Here is a 13,663-nt window from a genome sequence, read left to right as displayed (position 1 = left end):
CCTACGTCCACCAGGCAACGGAGTACGCGGCGGTGCGGGACTCCAGCCGAACGCCGGCGTCGAGCCGGTCCACGACGTCCTCCAGCGTGGCCTGGCCACGGCGCCACTTGCCGGCGCGCCAGATCGCCGAGCCGAGGGCCCGGTGCCGGACCGCGGCCGGCAAGGCGGCGAGCTCCGGCTCCGACAGCGGCCAGCGCGCGGTGTAGCCGCGAGCGAACGCCTGCACGGGCGCGTCGTCGTCGCGGTCCTCCGACCAGGCGAGGACGGAGTGCAGGCCGGCCACCGGGTCGACCAGGCGCAGGTCGGCGCCCGCGATCTCGAAGTCCAGGATGGCCGCCACCGAGCCGTCGTCGGCCAGCAGGATGTTCGACAGCGCGAAGTCGCCGTGGACGATCTGGACCGGCAGCGTCGCCTGCAGCACCTGATGCTGCTCGTCGGTCGGGTGCGCGTGCTCGGCGAACCAATCGGCGCCCTCCGACGCCGGTAGGGAGGCGATCAGCTCGTCGAGGTCCGTCACCGCCGGGTGGATCTCGGTGAACGGCCGCCGCCAGTCGGTCGGCGCCAGCGACAGCGGCAGCTTGGCGAGCGCGAGATCCAGCTCGGCCAGGGCGGAGGCGGCAGCGGCGACCTCGTCGGGCCGCTTCCACTCCGGATGCCGGCCGGGTACGTACGGGAACAGCGCCGCCAGCTCCGTACCGTCCGACACCACGGTGCGACCGTCCGGAGTCGGCAGCGGGGACGGAACGGCGAACGGGAGCCCCAGTGCGGACAGCTCACGCAGCAAAGCGTGCTCGGCGAGGACCTGCTCGAGCGCGAAGTTCTGCACCCCACGCAGGACGTACGAGGACGAGCCGATCTCCACGATCAGCATGGTGTTGTTCGTACCGCGGGCCGCGTCACGCACCGAGGAAGGTGCCGGCAGGTCCCACGAGGACAGCAGCGCGAGCAGGCTCATCGCGCTGTCAGGCGGGGGTTGACAGCAGCCGCATCAGGATCACGCCGCCAAAGATAGCGGTCGGAACGTACAACAGGATGGGCGGAACGCCGTCGGTGAGGATGAACAGCCCGACGATCAGCGCGCCCGCGCCGACGCTCATCCAGCCGACCCAGAAGGGCATCAGGTCGGTCATGACCAGCGAAACCCCGAAGCCCACCAGGCCAAGCGAGCACAGGATCGCGCCGGCGTGCCACAGCCCGCTGACCCAGTTCGACAGCGGTTCGTACCAGTCGCCGATCTGCCCGCCGTGGCGATAGGCCTCGGCCTCTGTCGAGGTCACGGACAGCCGGAACGCGAGATTCGCCAACCACAGCACGGAGCCCACGGCGAACATGATCAGCGAGGGCGTCGGCAGGAAACCCTCGGGTTCCTGCCGGTCGATGACGCGTGCCAGCCCGGCGATGCCAGGCAGGGTGAGACCCGCGCCCACGGCGAACAACCAGTTCGCGAACCTCCAGATCCCGGTCCGCCTGGCCACCAACGGCAACGCGTCCTCGCCACGCCTCCACCACACGCGGTAGAGCTGGGGAAACAACGAAGCGAGCACCACACAGAAGCCGCCAGCGCCGAGCAGCCCGCCCACGGCGAACAGTTCGGTGCGCATTGGGCCATTGTGCGCAGCAATGCGCAACGATGCCGCTGGTTTGGATCATTGTGCGAGATTGGCCACAGTGGCAATTACGGGTGTGTCATGGACAAAACATCCAATGCCGCATCGAGTTGCTCCTCGGTGAGATCGCCGCGGTCGACGTACCCCTGCTCCAGAACGACCTGCTTGATGGTCTTTCGTTCGGCGAGGGCGGTTTTCGCAACCTTGGCGGCGTTTTCGTACCCGATGTAGCGGTTCAAAGGAGTCACGACGGAAGGTGACGACTCCGCATACTCCTTGCAGCGTTCAACATTTGCAGTGATGCCGTCGACGAGCCGGTCCGCGAAGAGCCGACTGACGTTGGCCAGCAGGCGAATCGACTCGAGCAGGTTGCGCGCCATCACCGGCAGCATCACGTTCAGCTCGAAGTCACCCTGCGAACCGCTGAACGCCACCGCGGCGTCGTTGCCGATCACCTGCGCGACGACCTGGCGCGCTGCTTCGGGGATCACCGGGTTGACCTTGCCGGGCATGATGCTGCTGCCCGGCTGGAGGTCGGGCAGCGCCAGCTCGGCGAGGCCGGTGCGCGGGCCGGAGCCCATCCAACGGATGTCGTTCGCGATCTTGTACAGGCCGACGGCGATCGTCCGGAGCTGACCGGACAGCTCGACGAGCCCGTCCCGGGCACCCTGGGCCTCGAAGTGGTCGCGCGCCTCGGTGAGCGGCAGGCTGGTGGCCGCGACCAGCTCGGTGATCACCTTGTCGGCGAACCCGGGCGGGGTGTTGATGCCGGTGCCGACCGCGGTGCCGCCGAGTGGGAGCTCGGCGACGCGGGGCAGCGTGGCGTTGAGGCGCTCGATGCCGTGCGTGATCTGGGCGGCGTACCCGAAGAACTCCTGGCCGAGCGTGACCGGCGTGGCGTCCATCAGGTGGGTACGGCCGGATTTCACGATGTCGGCGAACTCGGTGCCCTTGCGGCTGAGCGCCTCGTTCAGGTGGCCGAGCGCGGGCATCAGGTCGTTCAGGACAGCGTTCGTCGCGGCGATGTGGATCGAGGAGGGGAACACGTCGTTGCTGGACTGCGACGCGTTCACGTGGTCGTTCGGGTGCACGTTGCTGCCGAGCGACTCCGAGGCGAGCGTGGCGATGACCTCGTTGGTGTTCATGTTGCTGCTCGTGCCGGAGCCGGTCTGGAACACGTCGATCGGGAAGTGCGCGTCGAACTCGCCGTCGGCGACGCGCTGCGCGGCGTCCTGGATCGCCTTTGCGATGCCGGCGTCGACCACGCCCAGCTCGGCGTTGACCTTGGCGGCGGCGCCCTTGATCAGCGCGAGCGCGCGGATGTGCTGGCGCTCCAGCGTGGTGCCGGAGATCGGGAAGTTCTCCACCGCCCGCTGCGTCTGGGCGCGGTACTTGGCCCAGACGGGCACCCGAACCTCACCCATCGTGTCGTGCTCGATCCGAAACTCAGCGTCCTCGACCATGTCCCCGACTTTATGCCGGTACGTTCTGTCTCTATGTCCCAGGGTTCGCGCTGGCTGACGACCGCGCAGGCGGCGGAGCGGTTGGGCGTGAAGCGGGAGACGCTCTACGCGTACGTGAGCCGTGGCGTGCTCGCCCGGCATCGGGGTCCCGACAAGCGCTCGTCGCGGTTCGACCGGTTCGAGGTCGAGCGGTTGGCAGCGCGGACGCGGCGCGGCGGGCGGGCCGGGTCGCTCGAGGTCGTGATCGACTCCGAGCTCACCATGCTGGATCCCGCCGGGCGGCTGTACTACCGCGGTCAGGACGCGGCGGAGCTCGCCGCGACGTCGACGGTCGAGAACGTCGCCGCCCTGCTCTGGGGCCTGCCCGCCCCGGCGCCGTGGGAGGCGTCGCCCGTCGCGTTGAAGGTCGGCCGGCGCGCCCAGGCAGCGCTGCCCGCCTCGGCCCGGGTGATCGACCGGGTGCGGGTGATCGTGGCGGCGGTGGCCGCGACGAACCCCGTCCGGGATGACCGCCGCCCGGCCGTCGTGGTCGAGGTCGCGCGGTCGCTGATCGCGGCCGCGATCGGCTGTCTGCCCGAGCTGTCCGAGCCCGCGTCGACCGCTGTCGCGGCCCGGCTCTGGGCGCGGTTGTGCGCACGCAAGCCGCGCCGCGGGGAGCTGCGGGCGATGAACGCGGCGCTGATCCTGCTGATGGACCACGAGCTCCCGGCGTCGACGTTGGCGGCCCGGATCGCCGCGTCGGTGTGGGCAGACCCGTACCTCGTTGCCCTGACCGGGCTCTGCGTCGGCGGCGGGGTGCTGCACGGGGCGATCTCGTCGGCGGTGGAGGCGCTGCTGCTCGAGCCTGCGGGCGCGGACGACGTGCCGCGTGTGGTGGGGGAGCGGCTGCGTCGGGGCGAGGTGCTGCCTGGTTTCGGCCATGCCGTGTACACCGGCACCGACCCTCGGGCGGAGGTCCTGCTCGGTTTGGTGCGCGGGATGGGGCGGCGCGGAACGTTGGACGCCGTGATCGACGGGCTGGTGTCCGTGGTCGGCGCCCAGGGCGGTCCGCGGCCCAATGTGGACTTCGGATTGGCCTCGTTCGGCGTCAAGGCCGGGTTCACGTCTGGGTCGGGCGAGGTGATCTTCCTGGTGGCGCGGATGGTGGGCGTTCTCGCGCACGCGTTGGAGGAGTACCCGCACCGGCAGCGCTTCCGACCCCGGGCGCTCTACACCGGGCCGCCGGTTAAGCCTTCGTAAACAGCTCTCCCGGCGTGCGGCGGCCCGCTATGGTCGTTGCGGGCGAGGGGGGAAGTCGATGCTGGGCAGGGTTGTGCTCGTCGTGCTGCTCGTGGCGGCGGCTGCGGCGTGTGGTGTCGAGGAGCCGAAGGAGTACGGCGCGACGCGGGCCGGGCCGACCAAGGTCTCCAAGCCGTTGATCGCTGACCAGCCGCCTCAGGTCGACGATTCGGCCGAGAACGAGGACGAGCCGAAGGTCGTGACGTCGTCCGCCGGGCTGTGCAAGCTGTACACCCAGGAGCAGATCGGGGAGTTCCTCGGTCGCTCGGTGCGCGAGGGGCGCCCGGGGACGAGCAAGACGAGCGCCAGCTGCGTGTGGGCCGGCACCGGCAAGCCGACGAAGACCAAGGGCGCGCCGCCGGTTCCGATCGTGGTGTCGATCACGCGGGCCAAGGCGACGCGGTACGACACGATCCACGCGAACACGGTCGAGATGGCCGAGAGCCGCAGCGCCGGCGGCGCCCAGGTCATCCGCGGCGTCGGCGACGAGGCCTTCGCGATCGGCGCCTCGGTGAAGGGCGTCCCGATCTGGTACGGCGGCGCCCGCCACGGCGACTGGATGACCGTCGTCGAGATGTCCGGCGGCAACTCGAAGGCCGGCGTGGTGTCCGTGACCGAGTTCCTGCTCGACATCATCGAACACGGCTGAACCTTCCGTCCGCGTCCCGCGTCTACGAGATATGCGACGGCTGACTGTCCTCCTCGTGCTGACGCTCCTGCTTGCTGGATGCACAGCGGGCGGTGGCGAGCCGCCGCCGGCGCCCTCGCCGCCGTGGCGTCAGTTCGAGCTCGACGACCTGCGGTTCACCGCGCCGGCGGACTGGCACGCGCTCGAGGTGGGCCGGCCGATCAACACCCAGGAATCCGTGATCGGCCTGCTCGGCTCCGTGCCGGCGGGTCCTCCTCGCGAGCTTCGCGCCCCGTTCGATGTGGGTGAAGGCGGCGTCGGGATTATCGTGACGAACGACGGCAACTTCGGCCTCCGCCGTCTCCCCGACGACGGCGAGCCGTGTGCCGAGCTGGCCGGGATGAGGTGCGTTCGCCGGACGGTGGCTCAGGACGGGTTCCGGACGAACGCCGAGCGCATCGTCGAGTGGACCTACAAGCCCGCCAAGGGCGACCTCATCCACGTCCGTGTGCACGTCACCGGCGACCGTGCCCTCGGCGACCTCGCCGCGAAGGTCGTCGCGACGATGACGCGTTAGGCCGCCGGGATCGGCATCGGTGGGGTGGGACCGGTGTAGCGGGCGGCGGGGCGGATGATCTTGCGTTCGCGGGCCTGTTCGAGGATGTGGGCGGTCCAGCCGATCACGCGGCTCGAGGCGAACGTCGGGGTGAACATCTCGCGCGGCAGCCCGCACTGCTCCATCACGACCCCGGCGAAGAACTCCACGTTCGTGTACAGCTTGCGGTCCGGCTTCAGCTCCGCCAGCAGCGCCAGCACCTGACGTTCGACCTCCACCGCGAACGCGGCCCGCTCGCCGCCGAGCTCCAGCGCGGTCTGTTTGAGCATGCGCGACCGCGGGTCCTCGGTGCGGTAGACCGCGTGCCCGAAGCCCATGATCCGGTCGCCGGCGACGATCTGAGCCCGCAGGTACGGCTCGATCTGGTCCGGCGTGCCGATCGCGTCCAGCAGCTCCAGCGCACGGCTCGGCGCGCCGCCGTGCAGCGGGCCGGACAGCGCGCCGATCGCGCCGACGATGCAGGCCGCGACGTCCGCTCCGGTCGAGGCGATCACCCGCGCGGTGAACGTCGACGCGTTGAAGCCGTGGTCGACGGTCGACACCAGGTAGCGCGAGATTGCCCTTTCCTGCAAGGGATCTGGGACCTCGCCGGTGAGCATGTACAGATAGTTGGCCGCGTACGACAGGTCCGCGCGCGGCTCGATCGGCTGGTCGCCGTTGCGCAGCCGGTGCAGCGCGGTGAGCAGCGTCGGCACCTGGGCGGCGAGCCGCAGCGCGTCGAGGCGGCGTTGCGGCTCGTCGAGGTCCCAGATCGGGCGGAGGCCGAGCGCGGAGCCGCTGAGGGAGAGCGCGGTGCGCAGCTCGTTCAGCGGGTTGCCGGACGTCGCGATCGCCGGCAGCACGTCGCGTACGCCGTCGGGCAGCGCGAAGAACGGCGCGATCTTGGTGGCGAACGCGTCCCGTTCCGCGTGCGTGGGCAGGGCGCCTTCGTACAGCAGGTACCACACGTCCTCGAGTGGACGGGTCGTCGCGAGCTCGACCGCGGAGTACTGCCGGTAGTGGTAGAAGCCCTCCAGGCCGCGCACGTCCCCGAGCGTCGTGTCGGTGACGGCGACGCCGGCGAGACCAGGCGGAACGTCGATGAGCGTCATGCCTGGACTGTCACTCCGCCGCAACATGTTGTCAATGTTGATGGAATCAATGTCAAGCGTGCCGAGTGAGCAGGATCACGGCGAGCTGTTGCAGGCCGGCGGTGATCTGGTCGGGGGTGAGGCCGCGCTCGTGGCGTTGGTAGTCGTACACGTCGGCGGCGAGTGGGGCCAGGAGTGGTTCGATCAACGTGTCGGGCTGGTCGATCTTCGCGGCGACGAGCAGGGAGCGAACGTGGAGCCGCCAGAAGCCGTACGCGCCCGTCGCGAACCGCGCCGGCCCGACCTCGGTGCCGAGAACGAGGTGGACGTGGTTTTCCAGCAGCCGCACCATCGCGGCGTAGAACGCGGCGAGCCGCTCGGCCGGTTCGGCGCCGGGGCCGAGCGGCGGTGCGCCGTTGATCAGCTGCTCCTGCAGTTCGCGTTCGTGCTCGTCCAGCAACGCGGTGGCGATCGCGGCGATGTCGGGGTACCGCCGGTACAACGTGCCGCGCCCGACGCCCGCCGCCGCGGCGATGTCGCCCATCGTCACGTTGCGCGCGCCGCGTTCCGCGAACAGCTCGCTCGCCGCGTCGAGTACGCGGCGGCGGTTGCGTGCGGCGTCGGCGCGCTCCGGTCGGTCTTCCATGGGGTCTATGTCTAGCTGAACTGGACGAGCGCGGAGCCGGCGAGGAGCAGGACGAGGCCGCCGAGTCGTACCGGCGCGAGTTGCCGTTGTGGCATCCGGAACAGGCCGAAGTGGTCCACGACCGCCGAGGCCAGCTGCTGCCCGGTGACCGTCAGCGCGACCGTGGTCGCGGCCCCGATCTGCGGGATCAGCAGGAACGTCGCGGTCACATACGTCGCCGCGCAGGCACCGCCGAGCCAGCCCCACCAGGGCATCTTGTTCAGGCCTTTGAGCTTCGGCGGCGGCGTGCGCCGGGTCGCGGTGAGAACGATCAGGACGAGCGCGATCGTGACGGTGGCGACGAGGAAGCTGACCAGGCCAACGACGATCGGCGCGCCGACGGTCTGCCGGAGCTGGGCGTTCACCGCGCCCTGGACGGGGAGGACGGCGCCGGCGACGATGCCGAGCGCGATCCAGCCAACCCGCCGCCGAGCCGCTGCTGACGTTGGAGAGGCGGACTGCCCGCGGATGATCACCGTGATGCCGGCGATCACCGCCACCGCACCGAGCAGGATGCCGGCCGTGACGGGTTGGCGCTGGACGCCGATGAGTCCGAACAGGTCGAGTGCCACCGAGGCGAGGATCTGGCCGGTTACGAACAGCCCAACCGCCGCCAGCGCGCCGAGCCGCGGGAACAGCAGGATCCCGCTGGTGATGTAGAGCGGACTCGCGATGCCGCCGAGCAGCTGCCAGGCGGGTACGTCCGCGACGTGCGCGATCGCGCCGACGGTACCGGTGGCGACCGCGACGACGAGCAGCAGCAACGCGGCAACGCCGAGTTGGAGCGTCGAAGCCCCGTACGGCGTCCCCACCGCCGCGTTGAGGCGCAGGTTGACCGAGGTTTGGACAGCCAACAGCCCACCGACGAGCAGGGCAGACACGAGCAGGAGGAAGGTCATGAAGACTCTAACTGGACACGGTGTCCACTTCATTCCACGCCAAGGGTTTGAATGAAGGGACCCTTCATACGAACCTATTGAATGAAGGTGCCCTTCATTCAAAAACAGGGGACGGCCCCGGCTTCATCTGAGCCACAAGAAGCCGGGGGCCAACAGGCGACCCAAGCACGGCAGCAAACCGGAACAGGAAGGAACCTCCCCCGGGACACCTGTTCCGGGGGCAGGGGCGGCGCGTGAAAAACAGGTGGCCGGGCCGGGGCGAGTCAAGGGCCGCTCCGCGGTCGCGAAGCGACGCCTCTCTCCGTATGCGCGAAGCGCCCCTCAGAGAGGCGCCCTTGACGCGCCCCGGACCGGCCACCACCATCGACCGCCGCCACAGACCCCGAAGAGCACCAAACGACAGGAGAGCTCTCATCGAGGACCGCACCAATACAGCACCAACCCAGAAGAGCTTCGCCACAAGAGAACCGAGCCCCGGTCCGTGATCATGAAGGCCAACCCGTCGTATACGACCGGTTCGGCTTCATGATCACGTTCATGATCACGGCGCTGACCGCACCCGCGGATGGCCCATTGGCGGGGTCTGGTTGGGTCGGGGGCACCCTGGTCCGGACCTATGGGACCAGGGTGCCCCCGACCCAAACGACCAGGGCCCAAGGGATGCGCCGGGCTCGTTGGATGAAGGTGCCCTTCATCCAAACAGCGGGTCGGCGGTCAGGCTTTGGTCGCGACGTAGAGGTAGTAGTCGAGCAGCTTCCCGTCCCGGTGCACGAGCTCGTGCAGCTCCTGGCAGGACGCGAACGTACGGTCTAGCACGCGGCGGAGGGCGCGGGAGCGGGCGGCGGACCAGACGACGAGGATGCCGCCTGGGCGCAGGACGCGCAGCAGCTCGCGCGCGAACGCCAGCTCGTACACCTCGACGTTCGCCATGTGCACAAGGAAGTCTGGCCCGTTGTCCACATCCAGCAGCACCGAGTCCACGCTCGCGTCCGGCTGCGCGGGGATCCAGTGCCGGACGTCGGCCACGTGCGTCGACACCCGCGCGTCGGCCAGGACGCCGCGGGTCGCTGGGACGAGGCCGGCGCCGATCCAGGAGACGATGCAGGACTCGAGCTCGACGACGTCGATGTGCTCGATCCGGGTGTCGGACAACAGCTCCCGCAACGTGAAGCCGAGCCCAAGCCCGCCGACGACCACCCGCGACGGCGACGACGCAGCAGGGGTCCCGGCCCGGGCGAGGAGCCGCTCGGTCGCGGTCTCGACGGTGTCCATGACGAACGCGCCGTTCACGACCAGCTCGTACACCGCCGGCCCACCCGGCACCAGCCGCCGCCGGAGGGCGACCTCGCCGCGCGGGGTGGCCTCGCGCGCGACGGTCTCGGGCAACGATTCCGGAGCCGGCGGGGTTGGCATAGCCGAAACCGTATCCAGTAAGTTGGGCGGCTCAGGGGGAGGACATGGGGGCTTCCATCAGTAGGTCCGGGCTCGGCCGTTCGCTGAACAAGAACTTCAAGTGGTACTGGACAGGCGAGTCGATCTCGCTGCTCGGTACCGAGATCTCACTCACGACCATCCCGCTCATCGTCGCCGTCACGTTGCACGCGTCCGCGACCGAGGTCGGCCTCATGCGGGCACTGGTCTTCGTCCCGTTCATGGTCGTCCCGATCTTCGCCGGCGTGATCGTCGACCGCTACCGGCGACGACCGATCATGATCGGCGGGAACGTCGTCCGCGCGGCCGTCCTCGCCGTCGTGCCGGTCGCCGCGTGGCTCGGCTTCCTCGACCTGCCGCTGCTGTACGTCGTGGCGGTGATCGTCGGGACAGCCGCCGTCTTCGTCGACGTCGCGGGGCTCGCGTTCTTCCCGTCGCTGGTCGACAAGCGGGAGCTCGCGCGGGCGAACAGTTGGCTGGGTACGTCCAGCTCGACCGCCGTCACCGCGGGTCCGGGCATCACCGGTTTCCTCGTCGGCATCATCGGCGCACCCGCGACGCTGCTCGCCAACGTCGGCGCGCTCGTCGTCTCGGTCCTCACGCTGCTGAAGGTCCGGCACCGCGAGGAACGACCAGGCAACACCGACGAGGGACCGAGCCCGTGGCGCGAGCTGCTCGGCGGCTTCGGCGTCGTCGCGAAGTCGCGCGTCGTCATGGTGCTCGCGCTCGTCGGCGGCACGTACAACCTGTGCCTGGAGATGATCGAGGTCGGGCTGCTGCTGTACGCGACGCAGACGCTGCGCTGGCCGTTGCCGGTGTACGGGCTGGTGCTCGCAGCGATGGGCGTCGGATCGATCCTCGGCTCGATGGTCGCGGCGCGCGTCTCCGATCGCATCGGGCTCGGCCCGCTGTTCGCGATCGGCGGCGTCGCGAGTGGTCTCGCCGCGTTCCTGATCCCGCTCGCGCCGAACGGACTGCTCGGACAGGCCCTCGCCGCCGTCGGCCTCGCCGGGGTCGGCGCCGCGATCGTGGCGAGCAGCATCGCCGGCCAGACCATCCGCCAGGCAGTGACGCCGAACGAGCTGCTCGGCCGGATGTCCGCGCTGGTACGGATGATTCTGTTCGCCGGCATGCCGCTCGGCGCCCTGGCCGGCGGCATCGTCGGCGCGGCCGCGAGCCCGCGGATCGCGTTGATCGTGGGAGCTGTCGTGCTGCTGCTCGCCGGCCTTGCCGCGCTGGCGACGACGGTGCGGACGTTCGTGCGGGTGCCCGTCGCCGTCGACTGATCGTTTGCGGTTGTCGGTGCCCTGTGAAATCGTTTACTGGCGGGTCTTGACCCAAGGGGGAATGGGAAGGAGGCCGTCATGAAGGGCACTCGCGTGACGTGATGACAGCGCCGCGGCCCTCGCTTCGGCGGGGGCCGCGGTCCGCTCTTTCGTGGGTTAGCCTCGAGCTATGAGCGAATCGCGGTGGCCGCAGTGGGGATCGCGTCCCAGGTCGGACGACCTGCGCGCGTCCGACTCCGACCGCGACCGTACGGCCGAGGTGTTGCGCGACGCCGCGGGTGAGGGACGGCTGTCGCTGGAGGAGCTGGAGGACCGGCTCGAGCAGACCTACTCCGCGAAGACGTACTCCGAGCTCGCGCTGGTCACCGCCGACCTTCCGGTCGAGCAGGAGCCGTCGCTCGGCGGCAAGTCGACGCCGTCCGATGTCACCCGGCCCGGGCCGTCGGAGATCACCGCGTTCCTGTCCGAGCAGAAGGTCACCGGGCGCTGGCTGGTGCCGCGGCACGTGACCGCGCGGACGTTCCTGGGTTCGGTCACACTGGACCTCACCCAGGCGGCGCTGCCGCACGAGGTGGTGCTGGACGTGCAGGTGTTCCTCGGCGAGCTGAAGCTGATCGTTCCCGACGATATCGCGGTCGTGATGGAGCCGTCGCCGACGATCCTGGGGGAGCGGTCGAACTCCTCGACCGCGGAGTACGCGCCGGGTACGCCGGTCGTACGCGTTCGCGGTCCGGTGATGCTGGGCGAGCTCAAGGCGCGGCCGCCGAAGCGACGCTGGTTCGGCAAGCCGCGCGGGTAGTGCTCAGATCAAGCTGACCCAGTAGTCCCAGAAGCGCAGCACGATCAGCCCGAGGATGCCGAGCAGCCACACGGTGAGGACGACCGCGTGGTTCTCGATCAGGATGCGGGCCCAGCGTTGTCGCCTGAGGTTGAACAGCGTCACGTACCAGAAGATCGGGATCGTGACGACCCAGACCACCATGCAGTAAGGGCAAAGCGCGCCGATCGAGTACAGGCTCTGGACGATCAGCCAGTGGATGAACCCGACGCCGATCGTCGCACCGGCCTGCAGTCCGAGCCAGAACCAGCGCGGCAGTCGCGCGCCGGCCAGCAGCGCCATGCCGATCGTCACCACGACCGCGAAGCCGGCGATGCCGAGCAGCGGGTTGGGGAAGCCAAGCACGGCCGCCTGCGGCTTGGTCATCACCGAGCCGCAGGACAGGATCGGGCTGATGCTGCAGCTCGGCACGTACGCCGGGTTCTTCAGCAGCTCGATCCGCTCGACCGTGAGGACGAACGCCGCCGCGAAGCCGAGGATGCCCCCGATCACCAACAGCCACGGCAACATCCGGGCGAACGGCGCCGGCTCGGCGGCGTCCGCCTCGGCCTCGTTCTCGGTGTCAGTTTGCGAGAGCTGCATCGATCGCCTTCGTGAAGTCCTCGTAGGATTTGGGGTCCAGCTTCTCACCGTTCAGAAAGAACGAAGGCGTTCCGGCCACTCCGAGCGCCTCGCCGTCCCTGACGTCCGCGTTGACCCGCTTCAGCGTCGCCGGATCCTTGTACGCCTTGTCCCACTTGGCCATATCCAGGCCCAGCTCCTCCGCGAAGCCCCGGAACGTCGCGTCGGCGGGCGTCTGCTTGTTGCCCCACTGCTGCTGGGTCTCGTACATCTTCTGGTACATCGCCTCGAACTTGCCCTGCTGCCCGGCGGCCTCGGCGGCGAGCGACGCGCGCTCGGCGTTGAAGTGCATCTCGAGCGGGAAGTACCGCGCGACGAACGTCACCTTGCCCGCGTAGTCCTTGCGCAGTTGCTCGACCGCGGGATAGATCGCCCCGCAGGACGGGCACTCGAAGTCGAGGAACTCCACCAGCGTGACCTTGCCGTCTCCGGCGTCACCGAGCCGGTGGCTGTCCGGACGGACGAGCTGGCTGTTCGTCGACGTGTCGGCGGCGGCCGGCTTGTCGTCCTTCAAAGCCGAGTTGATGAAGATCACGCCTCCGACGACGACCGCGAACGCGATCACCGCGCCGAGCGAGATCACCAGGTTGCGCCGGGTCGTCTTCCGCCGTTGGGCCTTCTGTACTTCTTCGAGACGCTCTCGACGCGACTCGCGATCCTTCTTCTGAGACATGGGAATCTTCCTTCTGGGCAGGGTGAAATGGCGCTCGACTGCTCAGAAGGATGGTGGCCCGCGAAGTCGGTTCGTACGGATCGACGCCGCCGGCGCGGGGGCCGCGACGACGGAAGCGGGAGCGAGCTGCGGAACGTCGGGCAGCAGCACTCCGAGGAGCGCCACGCGGATGAACCGCAGCAGGTCGGCGATCGCCCAGATCAGCGAGTCGCCGTGAACGGCCAACGCCGCAACGAGAATCGACACGGTGACGTGGAACACCGACATCGACGGGGTCGGGAACGCGCTGTCGTGGCCGCAGATCACGAACGCGGCGGGGAACACCAGCTGGGCGCCGACGGCCGACGCGCCCACCTGGACCAGGCCGCGCCGTTTGTCGGCGAGCACCACGAAGGCCGCGGCCAGCACGGCCCAGCCCGCGACCAGGCTCAGCAGCGGTGGCAGGTGTCCGCCCGTGGCGACGTGCGCGGCCGCCGCGAGCATGGTCGTGACGAACGCGAGCACGGCGCCACGCATGGCGCGCGTTGCCCCCGTGAGCCACCCCGGGGTCCCCGCGAAATCGTGGCTG

At 69.6% G+C, this 13,663-nt stretch carries 15 protein-coding genes; 5 read left to right on the top strand and 10 right to left on the bottom strand.

Annotated features, from left to right (window positions below; genetic code table 11):
- Position 1: 1 nt before the first annotated feature.
- From JOD67_RS37785 to JOD67_RS37775, 3 genes are all read right to left on the bottom strand, one after another.
- Positions 2-955 carry a phosphotransferase enzyme family protein gene (locus tag JOD67_RS37785; RefSeq protein WP_205122455.1) on the bottom strand — a complete coding sequence of 318 codons (954 nt, stop codon included), beginning with the start codon at positions 953-955 and terminating at the stop codon, positions 2-4.
- A gap of 7 nt (positions 956-962) precedes the next feature.
- On the bottom strand, positions 963-1,601 hold the full coding sequence (locus JOD67_RS37780; protein ID WP_205122454.1) for a hypothetical protein: 639 nt from the start codon (positions 1,599-1,601) through the stop codon (positions 963-965).
- A 74-nt stretch (positions 1,602-1,675) separates the two neighbouring features.
- Entirely contained in the window at positions 1,676-3,070 is a 1,395-nt protein-coding gene (locus JOD67_RS37775; protein WP_205122453.1) for a class II fumarate hydratase, read from the bottom strand.
- Between the two features lie 33 nt (positions 3,071-3,103).
- On the opposite strand from JOD67_RS37775, the gene JOD67_RS37770 reads away from it, so the two are divergent.
- Genes JOD67_RS37770 through JOD67_RS37760 form a run of 3 tightly spaced genes read left to right on the top strand, consistent with a single transcriptional unit; the run spans position 3,104 to position 5,553 of the window.
- A complete protein-coding gene (locus JOD67_RS37770; protein WP_205122452.1) occupies positions 3,104-4,309 on the top strand; it encodes a citrate synthase in 1,206 nt (401 codons plus the stop codon).
- 58 nt (positions 4,310-4,367) lie between these two features.
- Entirely contained in the window at positions 4,368-4,997 is a 630-nt protein-coding gene (locus JOD67_RS37765; RefSeq protein WP_205122451.1) for a hypothetical protein, read from the top strand.
- A 31-nt stretch (positions 4,998-5,028) separates the two neighbouring features.
- Complete coding sequence (locus JOD67_RS37760; RefSeq protein ID WP_205122450.1) at positions 5,029-5,553, top strand: hypothetical protein; 525 nt, start codon at positions 5,029-5,031, stop codon at positions 5,551-5,553.
- Here the strand turns inward: JOD67_RS37760 and JOD67_RS37755 are convergent.
- The 4 genes from JOD67_RS37755 to JOD67_RS37740 all read right to left on the bottom strand — a co-directional run bounded on the left by JOD67_RS37755 (position 5,550) and on the right by JOD67_RS37740 (position 9,659).
- Complete coding sequence (locus JOD67_RS37755; protein WP_205122449.1) at positions 5,550-6,683, bottom strand: citrate synthase/methylcitrate synthase; 1,134 nt, start codon at positions 6,681-6,683, stop codon at positions 5,550-5,552. The two genes, JOD67_RS37760 and JOD67_RS37755, sit on opposite strands and share 4 nt — an antisense overlap.
- Positions 6,684-6,735: 52 nt before the next feature.
- On the bottom strand, positions 6,736-7,308 hold the full coding sequence (locus tag JOD67_RS37750; RefSeq protein WP_205122448.1) for a TetR/AcrR family transcriptional regulator: 573 nt from the start codon (positions 7,306-7,308) through the stop codon (positions 6,736-6,738).
- Positions 7,309-7,319: 11 nt separating this feature from the next.
- Positions 7,320-8,246 carry a DMT family transporter gene (locus JOD67_RS37745; protein ID WP_205122447.1) on the bottom strand — a complete coding sequence of 309 codons (927 nt, stop codon included), beginning with the start codon at positions 8,244-8,246 and terminating at the stop codon, positions 7,320-7,322.
- Between the two features lie 714 nt (positions 8,247-8,960).
- Complete coding sequence (locus JOD67_RS37740) at positions 8,961-9,659, bottom strand: spermine/spermidine synthase domain-containing protein (RefSeq protein ID WP_205122446.1); 699 nt, start codon at positions 9,657-9,659, stop codon at positions 8,961-8,963.
- A gap of 44 nt (positions 9,660-9,703) precedes the next feature.
- On the opposite strand from JOD67_RS37740, the gene JOD67_RS37735 reads away from it, so the two are divergent.
- Positions 9,704-10,963 (top strand): MFS transporter, encoded by a 1,260-nt coding sequence (locus JOD67_RS37735; protein ID WP_205122445.1) that lies wholly within the window; start codon positions 9,704-9,706, stop codon positions 10,961-10,963.
- A 169-nt stretch (positions 10,964-11,132) separates the two neighbouring features.
- Positions 11,133-11,762 (top strand): DUF1707 SHOCT-like domain-containing protein, encoded by a 630-nt coding sequence (locus JOD67_RS37730; protein WP_205122444.1) that lies wholly within the window; start codon positions 11,133-11,135, stop codon positions 11,760-11,762.
- Between the two features lie 3 nt (positions 11,763-11,765).
- On the opposite strand, the gene JOD67_RS37725 is transcribed toward JOD67_RS37730, so the two are convergent.
- From JOD67_RS37725 to JOD67_RS37715, 3 genes are read right to left on the bottom strand one after another with little or no spacing between them, the layout of a single operon-like run.
- Positions 11,766-12,383, bottom strand: coding sequence for a vitamin K epoxide reductase family protein (locus tag JOD67_RS37725; RefSeq protein ID WP_205122443.1), 618 nt, complete (start codon positions 12,381-12,383; stop codon positions 11,766-11,768).
- Positions 12,364-13,095, bottom strand: coding sequence for a DsbA family protein (locus JOD67_RS37720; RefSeq protein ID WP_205122442.1), 732 nt, complete (start codon positions 13,093-13,095; stop codon positions 12,364-12,366). The genes JOD67_RS37725 and JOD67_RS37720 overlap by 20 nt, the downstream gene beginning before the upstream one ends.
- 42 nt (positions 13,096-13,137) lie before the next feature.
- Positions 13,138-13,611 (bottom strand): hypothetical protein, encoded by a 474-nt coding sequence (locus JOD67_RS37715; RefSeq protein WP_205122441.1) that lies wholly within the window; start codon positions 13,609-13,611, stop codon positions 13,138-13,140.
- Positions 13,612-13,663: the final 52 nt, after the last annotated feature.

This window comes from Tenggerimyces flavus, assembly GCF_016907715.1.
Classification (GTDB): domain Bacteria; phylum Actinomycetota; class Actinomycetes; order Propionibacteriales; family Actinopolymorphaceae; genus Tenggerimyces; species Tenggerimyces flavus.
Note: the sequence above shows the minus strand (reverse complement) of the source record. Positions and strands in the feature narration are given on the sequence as shown.

What these genes read in the sequence shown, in the direction of transcription:
- JOD67_RS37785 (WP_205122455.1), bottom strand. Translation starts at nt 955, where the DNA reads ATGAGCCTGCTCGCGCTGCTGTCCTCGTGGGACCTGCCGGCACCTTCC.
- JOD67_RS37780 (WP_205122454.1), bottom strand. Translation starts at nt 1,601, where the DNA reads ATGCGCACCGAACTGTTCGCCGTGGGCGGGCTGCTCGGCGCTGGCGGC.
- JOD67_RS37775 (WP_205122453.1), bottom strand. Translation starts at nt 3,070, where the DNA reads ATGGTCGAGGACGCTGAGTTTCGGATCGAGCACGACACGATGGGTGAG.
- JOD67_RS37770 (WP_205122452.1), top strand. Translation starts at nt 3,104, where the DNA reads ATGTCCCAGGGTTCGCGCTGGCTGACGACCGCGCAGGCGGCGGAGCGG.
- JOD67_RS37765 (WP_205122451.1), top strand. Translation starts at nt 4,368, where the DNA reads ATGCTGGGCAGGGTTGTGCTCGTCGTGCTGCTCGTGGCGGCGGCTGCG.
- JOD67_RS37760 (WP_205122450.1), top strand. Translation starts at nt 5,029, where the DNA reads ATGCGACGGCTGACTGTCCTCCTCGTGCTGACGCTCCTGCTTGCTGGA.
- JOD67_RS37755 (WP_205122449.1), bottom strand. Translation starts at nt 6,683, where the DNA reads ATGACGCTCATCGACGTTCCGCCTGGTCTCGCCGGCGTCGCCGTCACC.
- JOD67_RS37750 (WP_205122448.1), bottom strand. Translation starts at nt 7,308, where the DNA reads ATGGAAGACCGACCGGAGCGCGCCGACGCCGCACGCAACCGCCGCCGC.
- JOD67_RS37745 (WP_205122447.1), bottom strand. Translation starts at nt 8,246, where the DNA reads ATGACCTTCCTCCTGCTCGTGTCTGCCCTGCTCGTCGGTGGGCTGTTG.
- JOD67_RS37740 (WP_205122446.1), bottom strand. Translation starts at nt 9,659, where the DNA reads ATGCCAACCCCGCCGGCTCCGGAATCGTTGCCCGAGACCGTCGCGCGC.
- JOD67_RS37735 (WP_205122445.1), top strand. Translation starts at nt 9,704, where the DNA reads ATGGGGGCTTCCATCAGTAGGTCCGGGCTCGGCCGTTCGCTGAACAAG.
- JOD67_RS37730 (WP_205122444.1), top strand. Translation starts at nt 11,133, where the DNA reads ATGAGCGAATCGCGGTGGCCGCAGTGGGGATCGCGTCCCAGGTCGGAC.
- JOD67_RS37725 (WP_205122443.1), bottom strand. Translation starts at nt 12,383, where the DNA reads ATGCAGCTCTCGCAAACTGACACCGAGAACGAGGCCGAGGCGGACGCC.
- JOD67_RS37720 (WP_205122442.1), bottom strand. Translation starts at nt 13,095, where the DNA reads ATGTCTCAGAAGAAGGATCGCGAGTCGCGTCGAGAGCGTCTCGAAGAA.
- JOD67_RS37715 (WP_205122441.1), bottom strand. Translation starts at nt 13,611, where the DNA reads ATGCGTGGCGCCGTGCTCGCGTTCGTCACGACCATGCTCGCGGCGGCC.